At 43.2% G+C, this 14544-nt stretch carries 9 protein-coding genes; 3 read left to right on the plus strand and 6 right to left on the minus strand.

The window, feature by feature from the left end; translation table 11 throughout:
• Positions 1-305 precede the first annotated feature (305 nt).
• Complete coding sequence (gene nikR / locus PLL47_RS01090; protein ID WP_324443836.1) at positions 306-728, plus strand: nickel-responsive transcriptional regulator NikR; 423 nt, start codon at positions 306-308, stop codon at positions 726-728.
• Between the two features lie 98 nt (positions 729-826).
• On the opposite strand, the gene PLL47_RS01095 is transcribed toward nikR, so the two are convergent.
• The 3 genes from PLL47_RS01095 to PLL47_RS01105 form a co-directional block, all read right to left on the minus strand.
• Positions 827-1183: an ArsR/SmtB family transcription factor gene (locus tag PLL47_RS01095; RefSeq protein ID WP_324443837.1), complete on the minus strand. Its 357-nt coding sequence runs from the start codon at positions 1181-1183 to the stop codon at positions 827-829.
• A 280-nt stretch (positions 1184-1463) separates the two neighbouring features.
• On the minus strand, positions 1464-3215 hold the full coding sequence (locus PLL47_RS01100) for a flippase-like domain-containing protein (protein ID WP_324444000.1): 1752 nt from the start codon (positions 3213-3215) through the stop codon (positions 1464-1466).
• Positions 3216-3466: 251 nt separating this feature from the next.
• Complete coding sequence (locus tag PLL47_RS01105; RefSeq protein ID WP_324443839.1) at positions 3467-5692, minus strand: DUF2298 domain-containing protein; 2226 nt, start codon at positions 5690-5692, stop codon at positions 3467-3469.
• A 482-nt stretch (positions 5693-6174) separates the two neighbouring features.
• On the opposite strand from PLL47_RS01105, the gene PLL47_RS01110 reads away from it, so the two are divergent.
• Positions 6175-7626 carry an aldehyde dehydrogenase family protein gene (locus tag PLL47_RS01110; RefSeq protein ID WP_324443841.1) on the plus strand — a complete coding sequence of 484 codons (1452 nt, stop codon included), beginning with the start codon at positions 6175-6177 and terminating at the stop codon, positions 7624-7626.
• A gap of 154 nt (positions 7627-7780) precedes the next feature.
• On the opposite strand, the gene PLL47_RS01115 is transcribed toward PLL47_RS01110, so the two are convergent.
• A complete protein-coding gene (locus PLL47_RS01115) occupies positions 7781-8050 on the minus strand; it encodes a DUF3303 domain-containing protein (RefSeq protein WP_011032787.1) in 270 nt (89 codons plus the stop codon).
• A 480-nt stretch (positions 8051-8530) separates the two neighbouring features.
• Positions 8531-9853, minus strand: a complete 1323-nt coding sequence (locus tag PLL47_RS01120) for an NAD(P)/FAD-dependent oxidoreductase (RefSeq protein WP_324443862.1) — start codon at positions 9851-9853, stop codon at positions 8531-8533.
• Between the two features lie 259 nt (positions 9854-10112).
• Between PLL47_RS01120 and PLL47_RS01125 the strand changes: the two genes are divergently transcribed.
• Entirely contained in the window at positions 10113-12860 is a 2748-nt protein-coding gene (locus PLL47_RS01125; RefSeq protein ID WP_324443863.1) for a cation-translocating P-type ATPase, read from the plus strand.
• Positions 12861-12958: 98 nt separating this feature from the next.
• On the opposite strand, the gene PLL47_RS01130 is transcribed toward PLL47_RS01125, so the two are convergent.
• Positions 12959-14542, minus strand: coding sequence for a flippase activity-associated protein Agl23 (locus tag PLL47_RS01130; RefSeq protein ID WP_324443864.1), 1584 nt, complete (start codon positions 14540-14542; stop codon positions 12959-12961).
• Positions 14543-14544 lie beyond the last annotated feature (2 nt).

Genomic DNA, 14544 nt, shown 5'->3' on the forward strand with positions numbered 1-14544 from the left:
ATTTTGTTTTTATTTTAAATGTTCATTTTATCTTAAAATACTCTGCTTATTTTTAGCCTTTAATTCTTTTTCTTTCGTTTTTATTCTTTTTTTATTTTTGCCTTTTTTCTTTTTTTATTGACGCTTTATCTCTTTCATGCACATTGAATTTAGCAATTCCCAAACATTAATATACTGAAGGATTAATTTACATACTGGCATAACTCTTTTATATTAATGATCAAGTGAATAAAACATATATAGTATTACTTACAATAAGTTAATGTATTATCATTCGGATAAATTGTAAATTACTTGGTGATACGATGGAAACAGAACTTATGAGGATAGGGGTCTCCCTGCCCGATACACTTCTTGGCAAATTTGATGAGATTATAGAAAAAAGAGGTTACTCTTCCCGTTCGGAAGGCATAAGGGATGCCATCAGGAGTTATATTTCTTATTACGAGTGGATGGGTGACATTAAAGGTCACCGTGTCGGAACTGTTGCCGTTATTTACGACCACACAAAGCGCGGGCTTTCAAATGCACTTGCAGATATACAGCACCACTACTCTCACCTGATAAAGTCTTCAGTGCACATTCACCTTGACCATGACAATTGTTTTGAGGTAATTGTTCTTGATGGAGATGGCGAAGAAATTAAAGAACTTGCTGAATCCATTATGGCCCTTAAAGGAGTAAAATTCTCAAAGCTTACTACCGTAGCCTCAAACGAAAAGATTTAATTTCTCTTTTCCGGGCTAAGCTCCAGACAGGTGATTTACTCAGGAATTCTGAGGGACATAAACTTATTTAACGGGTTAGGAGTCCCTCAACTCCTTACTTAGCTTTTCTCAAAGTGTCTTTCAATATGCTTCAGGAGCAGGTTTCCGAATTCTGTAAGGTCATAGATCTGGAAACTGCGTTCTCTCCGCGAATCCACGAGCCCTGCTTCTTTTAAGAGCTTCAGGTGATAAGAAAGTGCAGAATGCTTCTGGTCCGTAGCTTCAACAAGTACACAAACACAAAGGCTCTGTACTTCAAGAGCTTTAAGTATCCTCAGACGGGTTGGATCTGCAAGAACCTTGAAAAGGCTGACTACTTCTTCAACATCTTCACTGAGGGCAGTGTGAACAGCTTCAAGAACATCTTCAGGAAGGGAATAAGCATCCCGGACTTCTATTATTTTCTTCTCAGACATTTTTTCCACTCAGACTTTTGCGCTTAGCCATATGTTAAGGCAAAGCATGCGGTCATTAATTTAACTTACTGGTTAAAGTTTTCAGTTCTCTATTCAGACTTAAATACTTCTTTTTAATCTCTGAATCTCTTATATTTATTGTTGCCTTCAGTTGCGAGTCAAACCATCAGTTTCGAGTCAGGTTTACCCCTTATCATTCTTACTTTTCGGAGTTGAAGAGTTTTTACCAGCAAGCTCTTTTTTGCCCGGATACTTTTTGCAGATCCCCATTCTCAGGCTGTTACATCCCTTTCAGAGTGTCGGTATTCGTTGAGAGAACCTCTCTCCATCTTAGCCCAAGTTCCGATAAAGAGAGTCCTCCTCCAAGCAATGTGATCGAATTCTTTATTATGTGGTCCAGAACAGCAACAGTGAACCCAAGTTCAGGTTTTATCCCCCCGAGCCCGAATACTGCAGTAAGGGCAACTTCATACGTCCCTATGGCTCCGGGAGTAATTGGAAACGTTTTTGCAATAGTTCCCAGGGCTACTGCCAGGAAGACCAGAGATATGGTAAATGTTGAAGACATATCCACCCCTGTTGCCGGAAAGGCTTTCAGAACCAGATAGCAGGTGAAGATATCCATACCCCAGATAAGAATTGAAGATGCAACAACCGCAAGAAAAGCTCCAGGCCGGACTGCAACAACGCTCATCTGGTGGATAAATGTGGACGCGAATTCTTTTATTTTATTCAGGGGCTCACCAGATGAATTATTAAAAGCCTTTTCTTTGTCTCCCTTTTTACTGCGCCTTTCCCTGAAAGATAGTGCAAACAGTACTGCAAAGAAAAGGAGAACTGCAATCCCTGAAAACCTTATCAGGGACTCCATCCAGGAAGCAAGATCTAATCTGGCAGCTACGCCTGAAGATGCGAGTGCGGCAATGAGAGTAATTGCAATTATGTCAAAGACTCTTTCTACAGTAAGGGAGGAAAGGCTGGTTGTATAGGCAAGGTCTTTACTCTTTTTCAGGATATACATCCTGCTAAGATCCCCTATTCTTGCGGGAAGAACTACATTTGCAGACTGGCTGATGAAAATACTACCCGTCAGGAATCCAAGCCCGTAATGGTTTCCAAGCCTGCTAAGGATCTGCTGGAAACGTATTCCTCTGAGCGGCCATGAGGCGAAGTAAACAAGAGAAGCAAGGGCAAGGGTGCTTATGGAGGCCTGCTTGATGTTTTCCAGAACTTCCGATGCGCCCAGAAAGGTTGCAGCAAGCGCGAGAATCAGAAGCGCAAGAAAAGCTGTCAGGAATATTTTTCCTTTGCCTGAAAATAAGCCCTGAAAAAAGAGTTCCCACCAGAGGCGGAAAATCTCTGACCCCATTCCAACAATATCCTTTGCAAAATTAACTTTGCTTGTCCCTCCATGCCTCCAGTAAACAGGGAATTCAAGAACACTGTATCCGCGGTTCTGGGCTCTGACAAGCAGTTCGGTATCCCAGAACCAGTGCTGGTTTTCAATTTCATCCATCAATTCAAAGAGAGCCCCTCTCCTGAAAGCCTTGAAGCCGCACTGGTGGTCATAGAGTTTTGAGTGCAAAAAAAGCCGAACAAGGGAGTTATATCCTCTGCTGGCAAACTCACGCTTAAAAGGCCTTTTTGCATCGCTTTCGGGCATCATTCTCGATCCGGTGGCAAAGTCATAGCCATCCGTACTTACAGCTCTGACCAGCTTTTCAAGGTAACTCATGTCCGTTGCAAGATCAACGTCAATATAGCAGAGAACCTCTCCCGAGGCTGCCTTAAAAGCCCTGTTCAGAGCCCTTCCTCTTCCCTGCCTTTCATCGGAATGAAGGTGTTTGACATAGGGGAACTTTTCCGAAAGGCTTGAAGCTATCCGGTCCGTCCCGTCCGTGCTTCCGTCCTCTGCTATTATGATTTCAAAAGAATGGGTTATCTTTGAAAGAGTCTCTGCCGTAATCAAGACCGTATTTTCTATTCTGGCTGCTTCGTTATAAGCGGGCAGAACTACCGAGACGCTGGGTATACGAACAACCTCTTGATGTTTATAATATTAATTGGGCTTTTATGCTGGCTGCAGTTTCATGTAATATTCTACAAATTCGAAATAATTTCCAAATTTATAAAATATATCTGTGAAATCTGTTTTAAGCGTATTTATGAAAAGGATTTATGAAACAATGTTTAGATATTGAAATAAATGATATATTTTCTCTAAAATGCTGTTTTTTGCCTGAATCAGCTTTCAATCTGAAAGAAGAAATTATAATATCCTTTTTACGGGTCTTTCTTCAATTTATATATTGTGACTGAACCCTCGTAAACCGGTTCAAAATAAGTTTCGTTCTCGAATTTCTTCGGTCTTACGTGATATATCTGCCGTTCAAGCCGGCCTGCATACACGTAGCTTACGTTATATTTATTCATCAGCTCAAGCGCTTTCTCTTCACTGCCAGTTGAATAAATTAAACTGACATCTTCTATCCTCTCTCTCACCTCTGCACGGTCTCTTCCCCAGAACCTCTCATGCCCTGCCCACCCGATAACTGCAGGAAGCCCTGTATTTGCAGAAACGCGGCAGGTATAACTATAGCTGCTGTCATATCTGGAGGCTTCAAGAATTACCGGCGAGCCTTCGATGTTCTCCTGAATCCATCTTATGGCATTGTAGTCTCCCCTGTCCAGCTCCTTCATGTATTCCATTCCATCAAGGGAAGGCGTGGCGTTCATATCCTCTATTCTCGTGAAGGTCGATACTGCTGGAAAAACAGCACAGGAGATGGCCAGAAGCACAAGCAAAGCTGCCCACATTATTTTTACGGCTTCCTTCAAAAGTTTTCTGTTTTCGGACTTATTCATGTAGCGGAAATTAAGTTCATAGTACGAATAAGAGGCTGCAATAGAAAGGAAAATCCACAAATGCATGTAAAATTTGAAAACCGTGTTCATACGGGCATATTCGCCTGAAATGGGGTCGTCAAGGAATATAAGCTCGCAGAGCAGGGCAATAAAGGCGGCTGCTGCTGTGAGAAGAGATGCAAATCCTGCTGCACTTCTTTTTGGAATGTCTTTCAGGAATAAAAACAGGGAAAGTGTGAGCAGGGGAAAAAGGATTATAAGAAGAGGGACAGCCCACGCTTTTGAGAGCAGTGCTGAAACCCCTGTCAGGGGGACAAAAAATCCTGTTTTTCTTCTGGAGTCCAGGCGGGTTATAAGGAATGAAAAGACCAGAAAAAGAAAAAGCCCGAAAAGGATCAGGAATTTATCTACCTCAGTCCTGAACTCAGGCAATACGAAATCAAAACCCTCTGCTGCCGGAGGGTTAAAATCCAGGTAAAAAGGCAAGTAAGGCAGGAAACTGAAGATGGAAATAATAATAATTGAACTGAAAAACTTAGTAAAAGAGACGAATAAATTTCTATTCTGGATGTAATTCCCGCAATAAAATGAAAAAATAACCAGAAATGTCAGGCTGAAGTATACAGGAAAATCCCAGGAATTGAATGGAAATAAAAATCCAAGGGATATTGAAAATATCAGAAATGCCAGGCGGTTTTCAAATATTGAGTTTTCATTTTTCCTGAAATACATATTAAGGAGAAAAGAAAGTACAAGCAGCTGAAACGGAATTGCAAGCATATGAGAGTGAAGGTCTCCATGTATGAAGCTGAAGTACGGGAATTCGTTTATTGTAAAGGGGATAACTCTTGAACTGCTCCAGTAATATTCTCCTGAAACCTGTTCATGGCATATATACCTTGAGACGAATTCAATAAGCCCCTGCAGGTTCCCCAGCAGCGTTCCAAATACCGCAGTCAGGGCTCCGTATTTTATTTTTCCATGCGTAAGATTATATCCGAGACCAAAGAAGGCGTTCAGGGACAGGGCAAATGTCAGTGCAACTGCCAGGTTAAAAAGGATGGAGGGGTTTACGGCACTGAGTTTTCCAAATACTGCTACAGAAAGGTATCCGAAATAGTAATAAAAATCCATGAGCCCGCCTGCAAACCAGGGGTCCGGTGGAGGAAAAGAAGTGGTTCTTATCACTGCATTCAAAAATGCAAAGTCCATAAATTTTTCGTGTCTGTATATCTCGGGCAGGTACATGCGTACAATCAGGAAAAAAAAGAAGCCTGATAAAAACACCAGTTCATTCATAATTAAAATCTTTCTGTCCGGGAAAAACCGTTTTTTTCTGTAAAGGATAATGGATATAAGGCAGAGAAAGAGAAATGCCGTGAGGACCGCAGTAAGGCTGAAACCCATTATGTACGAAAAAATCCAGGAGAAATAGGTGACAAGTATAATTCCGGAGACTCTGGCTACAGAATATCCTCCATCAGCAAGCCGGTTTCCTGCGCTTTTAGTAAGCGGAATTGTAATAAATCCCAGGGTTTCAATAAGAATAAACCATAAAATGATATGTAAATACTCTAACATTGTCCCCCTTCCTGCGTGCAAAGCGCAGACTTTCATTGAAGCCCACTCTTTAGTTTCTGACAAAACGCAGTTTCTGAATTCTGCTTTAAACTGAAGCCCACAATCTTCAAAACTGAAGCATTCTCTTCAATCTACAGCTCTAATAGTTCCCCTTTTCAAATTGCACCGTTGAAAATTTCATTTAACTGCGATATCTGCATATTTTCTGCATGTTGAATTCTGCAAAATAACGTTCCTGAGCCTCTGTAAAAAACACATGGCACTCCCAAACGATCCAGAATAGTTTTTACGAGCCAGGAAAGTCTCAAGAAATTACTTAAAAATGCCTCCACAGGTTTTATTTTTATGTTTTTAAATCTGTAAGGGGAGACATATATTGATAATATATATTCTGTTAATATACTTACCTTTCTGTCAAGCAGAAACTTACTTTTCTTTTCCTTCCTGTTTTATTCTTTGAAGCGGCTTCAAAAATTATTTTTAACAAATCCAGGACGCATTTTTTATAGTATTTTTTACGGTATTTGTTATCTTAAAATAGTCCTATGCAAATAATGGTAGCCATGAAAATGCAGATCAACGGAAAAGCGGCAGGAGCATGCGGAGGCGAGTGCTTTGAAGTTAAAAACCCTGCAACAGGCGAACTTATAGAGCAGGTCCCGAAAGGCACAGAGGAAGATGTTTCCCTTGCAGTAGATGCCGCTGTATCAGCTTTTGAAGGCTGGGCTTCCACATCTCCACAGCAGAGAGGCATGGTTTTTTACAGGGCTGCGGGGCTTGTCAGGCAGAGAAAGGAGGAGCTTGCTGCCCTGCTCACACAGGAACAGGGAAAAACTCTTTCAGAAGCCAGAAATGAATTGGAAGGCTTTGCACACGTGCTTGAATACTACTGCGGGCTTACTGGCAGTTTGCGGGGAGACTTTGTTCCTGTTCCGGGAAATGGGTATGCTTTTACCGTAAAAAAACCTCTTGGGGTCTGTGCAGCTATAATACCCTGGAATATGCCTGCTCTGATCATGGGCTGGAAAATTGCCCCCGCTTTGATCTCAGGCAATACTTTTGTGCTGAAACCTGCAAGCAATACCCCGCTTACAAACCTCACTCTTGCTTCTATCCTGAATGAAGCCGGCCTGCCTGCAGGCGTCCTGAATGTCGTCACAGGGCCTGGCGAGACCACAGGTGAAAGCCTTGTCCGCAACTCCAATGTACGAAAAATCTCTTTTACGGGGGAGTCAAAGACAGGAAAAAGGGTGGCTGAACTTGCAGCCAGCGGAATGAAAAGGGTTGCCCTTGAGCTGGGAGGAAGTGACCCTATGATAGTGTGTGATGATGCAGATATTGAAAGTGCAGTTGCAGGAGCCGTTAGGGGCAGATTTTACAACTGCGGCCAGACCTGCACTGCTGTCAAGAGGCTGTATGTTTTTGAATCCGTTGCTGAGGAGTTCACGAGAAAACTCGAAGCAGGAGTTAAAAAATTAAAAGTCGGAAACGGGCTTGATAAAACTACGGATATGGGACCTCTCAGCAACCGCCGCCAGCTTGAGTTTATAAAAGAGCTTGTAGTAGAGGTTAAGGAGAAGGATGAAGGAAAAATAATTACCGGAGGAAAGGTTCCTGCATTCAAAGGTTCGGATAAAGGATATTTCTTTGAACCTACCCTTGTTTCTGATGTCTCAGGAGATTCAAGGCTCCTTAAAGAAGAGGTATTCGGGCCTTTGCTGCCCATAGTGACGGTAAAAAACCTCGAGGAGGCGATAGGAGAGGCTAACAGGAGCATTTACGGGCTTGGCGCATCTATCTGGACAAAAAACCTTGACAGGATAAGGGCAGGATGCGAGCAGTTAAACGCAGGGATCATATGGGTTAACCAGCACCTTAAGGTAGCTCCTGAAGTTCCTTTCGGAGGAGTTAAAGAAAGTGGATTCGGAAGAGAAAATGGGCCTGACATCCTTTCGGAATACCTTGAAACCAGAACCATAATGGTAAAAACTCCGTAAAACAGAATCCGGCAAGGAGAATCCATCAAAATAGAGTTTAAATTTGTTGATTTGTCCAGTTGTAAAAATAAAGGTTTTAAATGAGGGTTTCGATGAGCCTCAGTCAGCCGGCTCACCGAGTTCCTTCAGTACACCGATGTTCAATCTTCGCAGTTTATTTTTTGTACTTGGGCAGAAGCTGCATGAATTCTGAAGCTTCCATCACAGGGACGCTGTCGATCACGCAGATATCAGACCAGGGCAGGTTGAACGCTCCGTAAGCTTCGGCACTTTCTGCCTCGTAAAGGATGTAATAGCGGTTTCCGGAAAGGTCAACCCACTGGTTAATGATATCAATTCCTTCGGGAACTTCCAGTTTCTTGAAGTGCTCAAGGATCTTATCGCGATTCGAAGGGTCCCAGGTACTAACGTCCATGAATAACATCTTTTACCACTCCTCCTGTTCTTTTTACGCCGCCCATACCCTTCCCGGAAGCTAAGGCAGCTTCTATTCAGCATCCGGGTTATTTTTGAGAGCTCAGCCTTAATAGGAAAGAGTTTGTTCTTCCTTTACAATTCTTCTGTGGCATATGCCCCCAAAAAGCCGGTTCACGGCACTAATTCAAAACATTTTTTTCTGCCTTTCCTTTCTTTGCCCCTCCCTGTTCCCCATGAGCGGCAAATTCGGCAAGACAGGCATCCTTGCAGAAAAAAATTCTGCAGACGTAGACAGTAATAATATTATCTCTTAGGCTATATAATAGTTCGTCCGAAAGGATTGTTTTGAGTTAAATATTCTTATTTATATACATAACTTTATTTTTTAGATTTTATATTTAATCCTGAATAGTCCCTGGAAATCAGCTTATTTATCGGCTTATTCCAGGAAATTCTTTAATTCTGTTATATCAGTTTCAATTTCCATTTACTGACTTCTGACTTCCTTTTCTTTCATCAGTGACTCCGCTGATTCAAACCCTGCCTTTACCGAGCCGTTCATGCTCCTTTCCGGGTAATTGCTTGAGGAGAACATTCCTGCAAGATAAAGCCCGGAAGGACCTGCCGCAAAAGGAAGTACTTTTTCAAGATAGCCCTGTTCGTATACTGGTGCAGTATCTATTCTGCGGTACAGCCTTGTCCAGCGCACATCTTTTCTTGAGAATTCGGGAAACATCCTTTCAAGCCCCTTTAAATAGGAATCAATAATCTCTTCTTCTTTCTGCATCCAGAGCGGGCTCTTTTCATCCTGGAAATAAGATGTTACATACACAAGGTTTTCTCCGTAATCTTCAAAAGGCATAAAATTAGTGTGCTCGATTACGGCTCCAAAAGGCACATCTGCTTTTATGTTCAGCCAGTAATTCCCGTCCTTCATAAGGCTTCTGTCAAGCCCTATAAGAGCGCACGCCGTTCCCTGATAACGGATGCTCTTCAGGGTGGTGTGCAGGTCACCGAGTTTGCCTTTTGTAAGCGCATCCAGCACCGCCGGTTCTGCGGTTGAGATCACCGCGTCGCAGGCTATGAAATCCCCGTCAACTACCACTCCCTGTACGGTGTTTTCTGTGATCACAATCTCTGTTACTTCCCTGTTTGTTCTTATTTCCCCTCCGTTTGCAGTAATCTCTCCTGCAAGGGCTTCTATAAGGGAATTGAACCCTCCCCGCATGTAACCCAGTTTCTCTCCCTCTGCTCCCCTGTCCGACCTTATTTTTACCCTTCCGATAAGCCAGGCAGCTGAAACATTTTCTGCGTTATCTCCAAATTTGCTTTTCATCAGGGGGGCAAAAAAATTCTCATATACGGACTTTCCTGCAGTACCGAGAATCCATTCCTTTGCTTTTATCCTGTCATAGGGAGTTGTGTCTTTTATGAATTTTATTCTTAAGACCAGCAGGCCGAGTTTTACCAGGTCTGGAACGGAAAGAGGGCTGAAGTGCAGGATCTCAATGGGTGTATTCATTGGGTAATTTTTCCCGTCCACGAAATAGGCGGTTTTTCCCTTCAGCCACATCATTTGCTTCTCTAGCCCGAGTTCTTTTATGAGGGCAAGAAGTTCAGAATCACTCCTGAATATATGGTGGTAATATTTTTCAATAAAGTATTTTTTTCCGGAACGCTCCAGAGAGTAGCTTGCCGACATTCCTCCGATATCAGGATCCTTTTCAAAAACGATCACTTCATCAGATTTACAGAGCCTGTAACCTGCGGATAAACCTGCAAGCCCGCTTCCGATTATTACTATCTTCATGTATATTTTTTCCTTCTATTCATTAAATTTTTAAACTAATCTGGTGGCTGGTTTTTACAATTATAAAATCTCTATATGGAAAAATAGATGGATTTTACATATCTTTTCTCAGGAGTGATTTTGTAGAATGAAAATTACTTTAAAACCTCTTCGCATCTCGATCTCTCTAAGCGATATATATACAATAAACTAATTTATATTATAGCACAGGACATCTTGAGTTAAGATCTATCCGTTTTTAATGAAATGGGGGTCAGGGTTGTACTACGATCAGGATATTGTCTCGGTTTTTGGGGAACTGAGGACCTCAGAGAAGGGGCTGAGCCCTGAAGATGCCGGAAAGAGACTGGAAGAATATGGGAAAAATGAACTTAAAGAAAAAGAAAAAGTCTCTGTTTTAAGGCTCTTTTTCTCTCAATTTAAAAGTATTTTGATTTTTATCCTGATTATTGCTTCCATTGTTTCAGCTTTTCTTGGTGAAGCCGTTGATTCTGTGGTGATTTTATTTACTGTTTTTCTTGCCGGAACCCTCGGTTTTGTGCAGGAGTACAGAGCTGAAAAGGCAATTGAGCTCCTTAAGTCTCTTACTTCGCCGGAAGCAACTGTAATAAGGAACGGCACTGAACAAAAAATCCCGTCAAAATATCTGGTTCCCGGAGACATTATTTTGCTTCAGACCGGGGACAGAATCCCTGCAGATGCCAGGGTAATTGAAGAGTACAACCTCAAAGTTGACGAATCCTCCCTTACCGGGGAATCCGTGCCTGTCCAGAAGGTTACCGATGCCCTGCCGGCAGGGACTTCCGAAGCTGACCGGACGAATATGGTCTATGCAGGGACTGCAGTTGCCTATGGAAGAGGAAAGGCTGTTATTACGGCAACAGGCATGAAAACCTCTTTTGGGGAACTTGCCGGGCTTCTGGGTACTATAGAAAGGTCCAGGACCCCTCTGCAGGAAAGCCTTGATAAATTTGGCAGATGGATTGGCGCGGCAACCATAGTAATTGTGGCTTTTGTTGCAGTGCTGGGTATTTTTCTCGGTTTTCCTCCTCTCGACATGTTTCTCTGGGGCATTGCGCTTGCAGTTGCCGCCATCCCTGAAGCCCTTCCCGCGGTTGTGACTGTCGGGCTCGGTCTTGGAGTAAGGCGCATGGTGAAAAGGAACGCCCTTGTTAGAAAACTTCCTTCCGTAGAAACCCTGGGTGCTACGAATGTAATCTGCTCCGATAAGACTGGCACGCTTACGCAGAACAAAATGACAGTTGAGAAGATATATGTTAACGGGCAGACTATAAAAGTCACTGGAGCTGGATATACTCCGGAAGGAAAATTCCTGAAAGAAGATCCAGAAGGGGAAGGCTCAGAAAATGGAGATTCGTATGCATCAGGGAATGATACACACCTTCATTTTCTCCTTCTGGGGGCTGCTCTATGTAATGATTCAAGCCTCCATAATGGAGAAGACGGGTGGGAAATAAGGGGAGATCCCACAGAAGCAGCTCTTGTGGTCGCTGCGGCAAAGGCTGGCTTTGAAAAATCCGAAATTGACAGGAAATACCCCAGGCTTGCGGAAATACCTTTTTCTTCCGAAAGCAAGAGAATGACCACCTTTAACAGGCTGGAGAACGGTCCAGACAGCTTTCTTGATTCCAAACTTGTGGCTTTTTCAAAAGGGGCTCCCGAAGTTATCCTTGGTTCCTGTACGAAAATTTTTATTGACGGTGAAATGAAGGATTTTACCCCTGAAAAGAAGCAGGAAATCTTCGAGCAGGTAAAAGAGCTTGCTGACCAGGCTCTTCGAGTTATGGCTTTTTCTTTCCGTCCTTTTGAAGAAAGTTTCCCCCCCGAAAAGGTTTCTTCCGGGAAAATTTCTGCAGAAATAGTTGAAGAGGATATGGTTTTTTCAGGGCTAACCGGGATGAGAGATCCCCCGAGGGAAGAAGTAAAAGCTGCAATCAAGACCTGTGAGGACGCCGGCATCAAGACCGTGATGATAACCGGGGATCATAAGGTTACAGCGGCCGAAATTGCCCGGGAACTCGGGATTTTAAAAGAAAACGACCTCACACTTACGGGTGCGGAACTTGACGACCTTGAAGAGGAAGAGTTTGATGATAAAGTTGAAAGGGTCTCGGTTTACTCACGGGTCTACCCTTCTCATAAACTGAGGGTTGTAGAAGCCCTTAAAAAGAAAGATTATATCGTGGCAATGACCGGAGACGGGGTAAATGATGCTCCTGCCCTGAAAGCTGCGGACATGGGGATAGCCATGGGAATTACGGGAACGGATGTCAGCAAGGAAGCCTCAAGCATGATCCTGACCGACGACAATTTTGCGTCCATCGTATCGGCAGTTGAGGAAGGGCGAAATATTTTTAAAAATATTAGAAATTTCATTACATACGGGCTTACCTGCCATATAGGGGAAGTTCTGATAGTCCTCATAGCAATTCTGGGCTGGCAGATCCTGCCTTTAATGGCCGTACAGATCCTGTGGATAAACCTGATTACGGATGGCCTTCCTCCTATGGCTCTTTCTGTCGAGCCTCCTGACAGGGGGCTTATGAGGCAGAAGCCCAGGAATGTTGAAGAAGGAATTATTACACGCCGCGAAATTGCTGCCGGGCTGGGAATAGGTGGACTCATTACTGTGCAGGCACTCATAGTTTTAGTCTGGGCTCTGGACAGCGGCTTTTCCATTCATAAATTGCAGACAATGGTCTTTACGCTTGTAGTCTTTTCAGAGATGTTCAATGCCTTCAACTGGCGGTCTGAAAGATATTCTGTCTTTTCTCTGGGGCTCTTTACAAACAAGGCTCTGGTCTACGCAGTCCTGACCACGGTGATCCTGCAGTTGATGGTTATTTACGTCCCCTTCCTTCAGTTTGCTTTCAGCACAGTTCCGCTTTCTCTTTCTGAATTGGGGATCATACTGGCTTTAGCTTCCACTACCCTCATCTCTGTGGAGATTGTAAAGCACATAAATAATGGAAGAAAGGCTGACTAAAAGGAGCCCGTAAAAAGAGCAGGGGCATAATTTTCGAGGCAGAGAAATCGAAAATCATTCCCCTGAACCTTTTTAAAACCTGGACAGCCACGCATCAGTCAGCTTTTTTCAAGTTCATTCTTATAATATAGGGTGAAATCTCTTCCAGGGCGAAGGGTGAAATTGTAAGAAGAATATTCTTCTTCAGGAAGTTCCCTGTACATATCATAGGAGATGGGCACGATTATGGCATCGTATTTGCTGCTAGATGGTGGTTTTGAAGAGTAAGCCGCTTTTTCGTAGTCCCGCAGGTACCAGGGGAGAGGCCAGTACAGCTGGTACTGGTCAATCACATAAATCCGCAGGGTTTCAGGGCTACCCTCGAATTTTCCTATCTTTTCCATAACTTCCCTTATATCGGGAGATGCCTGTGTGTATGTCATCAGCTCCCTGTCCTCCATGCTCCTGTAGTAATTTACCGAGATACACTGAGCCATGGAAACCAGAAGGGTAAGCAACAGAACTCCTGCCAGTAAAGTGCGGGTTTTGCCGGAGTAATTTGCCGGCTGTCCGTCTACAGTATTTCGAGAAAATATCTCTCCAATGAAAGCTCCTGCCAGGAGTCCAAAAGGCAGGACGATGTGAACAACAAGCCAGGGAACTTTTTCCTGAAGATAGGAATAGAGCAGCAGGCTCGTAAGGGCCCAGTAAGAGAGGAAAAGGAAAAATGAGTAATTCTGCCACTTATTTCTTCCTTTATTTCTCAGGAAATGGAAAAATCCCGCCGTACCAAAGAGCACAATCGGAATCTCATATACGAGAAGAATAGGAATATAATAGTAAAAAGGACCTCCGATCCTCTCTATCCTGTGCATTTCCATCCAGTGGCTGAAAGCTTTTTCCACAATCGAGAAAAGAGATACATCGTACCTGAAGGCACTGGAATAAAAAAACAATATAATAAAAACGGAAAGTGCTGTGGAAAGAATAATCTCAGGAAGGTAGGGCAAAATAGCTGAGATCTTACGGATAAGAGTCTTCTTCAATCCTGTATTTTCTTTCTTCCAGTCTGAATAGATCCAGTATAACAATCCTATCCCGGCATAAGCTCCGAAGAGGGCAATAATGAGGTAAGCATTTTCTTTGGAAGAGACGGCAATTGCAAGAGATGAAGCCGTTAAAATGATGTAAGGATACCGCTTTAAGCTGTGGATATTGTCAAGATAGCGGAATGCACCTGCGACAGCTGCCAGGGTGCAGAATACGATTATCATATCGTTTCTGAAGAACCTTGAGAAGTACACCATACTTGGAGAAAAAGCCAGCAGAAACATTGACCACAGCACTCCGCTTTTTCCCAGTTCTTTCTTCAGCAAAAAGACCGCAAGAAGAGATGCAACTCCGAAGAAAACCGGGACAAGGCGGGCTGTTGCATCGTTTATTCCGAGGAAATGAAAAACAGCTGCGGTGGAGTGAAAAAGAAAAGGTCCGTGGTAAGCCGGATCATAACTGTATTCTCCGCGTTCAAGCAATTTGAGGGTTAAGCTGGCATGCACGCTTTCGTCATGATGGAAAACCCTTTCTCCAAGCTCAAATAATCTGAATGCAATACCAAAAAAAACAATTAGAAGCCCGTATATCCTGTACTTTTTGTCAGGGGTCTCCGGTAAATTTGCGTTTTCGTTATCTGGACTTTGCAGCATTG

Origin of the sequence: Methanosarcina sp. (assembly GCF_035390745.1) — an archaeon.
Taxonomy (GTDB): Archaea; Halobacteriota; Methanosarcinia; order Methanosarcinales; family Methanosarcinaceae; genus Methanosarcina.

Excerpts from the sequence above, each read along its gene's own strand:
- PLL47_RS01095 (WP_324443837.1), bottom strand. The coding sequence starts at position 1,183 with ATGTCTGAGAAGAAAATAATAGAAGTCCGGGATGCTTATTCCCTTCCT.
- PLL47_RS01115 (WP_011032787.1), bottom strand. The coding sequence starts at position 8,050 with ATGTTATTCATGGACGTTAGTACCTGGGACCCTTCGAATCGCGATAAG.
- PLL47_RS01130 (WP_324443864.1), bottom strand. The coding sequence starts at position 14,542 with ATGCTGCAAAGTCCAGATAACGAAAACGCAAATTTACCGGAGACCCCT.
- PLL47_RS01120 (WP_324443862.1), bottom strand. The coding sequence starts at position 9,853 with ATGAAGATAGTAATAATCGGAAGCGGGCTTGCAGGTTTATCCGCAGGT.
- nikR (WP_324443836.1), top strand. The coding sequence starts at position 306 with ATGGAAACAGAACTTATGAGGATAGGGGTCTCCCTGCCCGATACACTT.
- PLL47_RS01110 (WP_324443841.1), top strand. The coding sequence starts at position 6,175 with ATGCAAATAATGGTAGCCATGAAAATGCAGATCAACGGAAAAGCGGCA.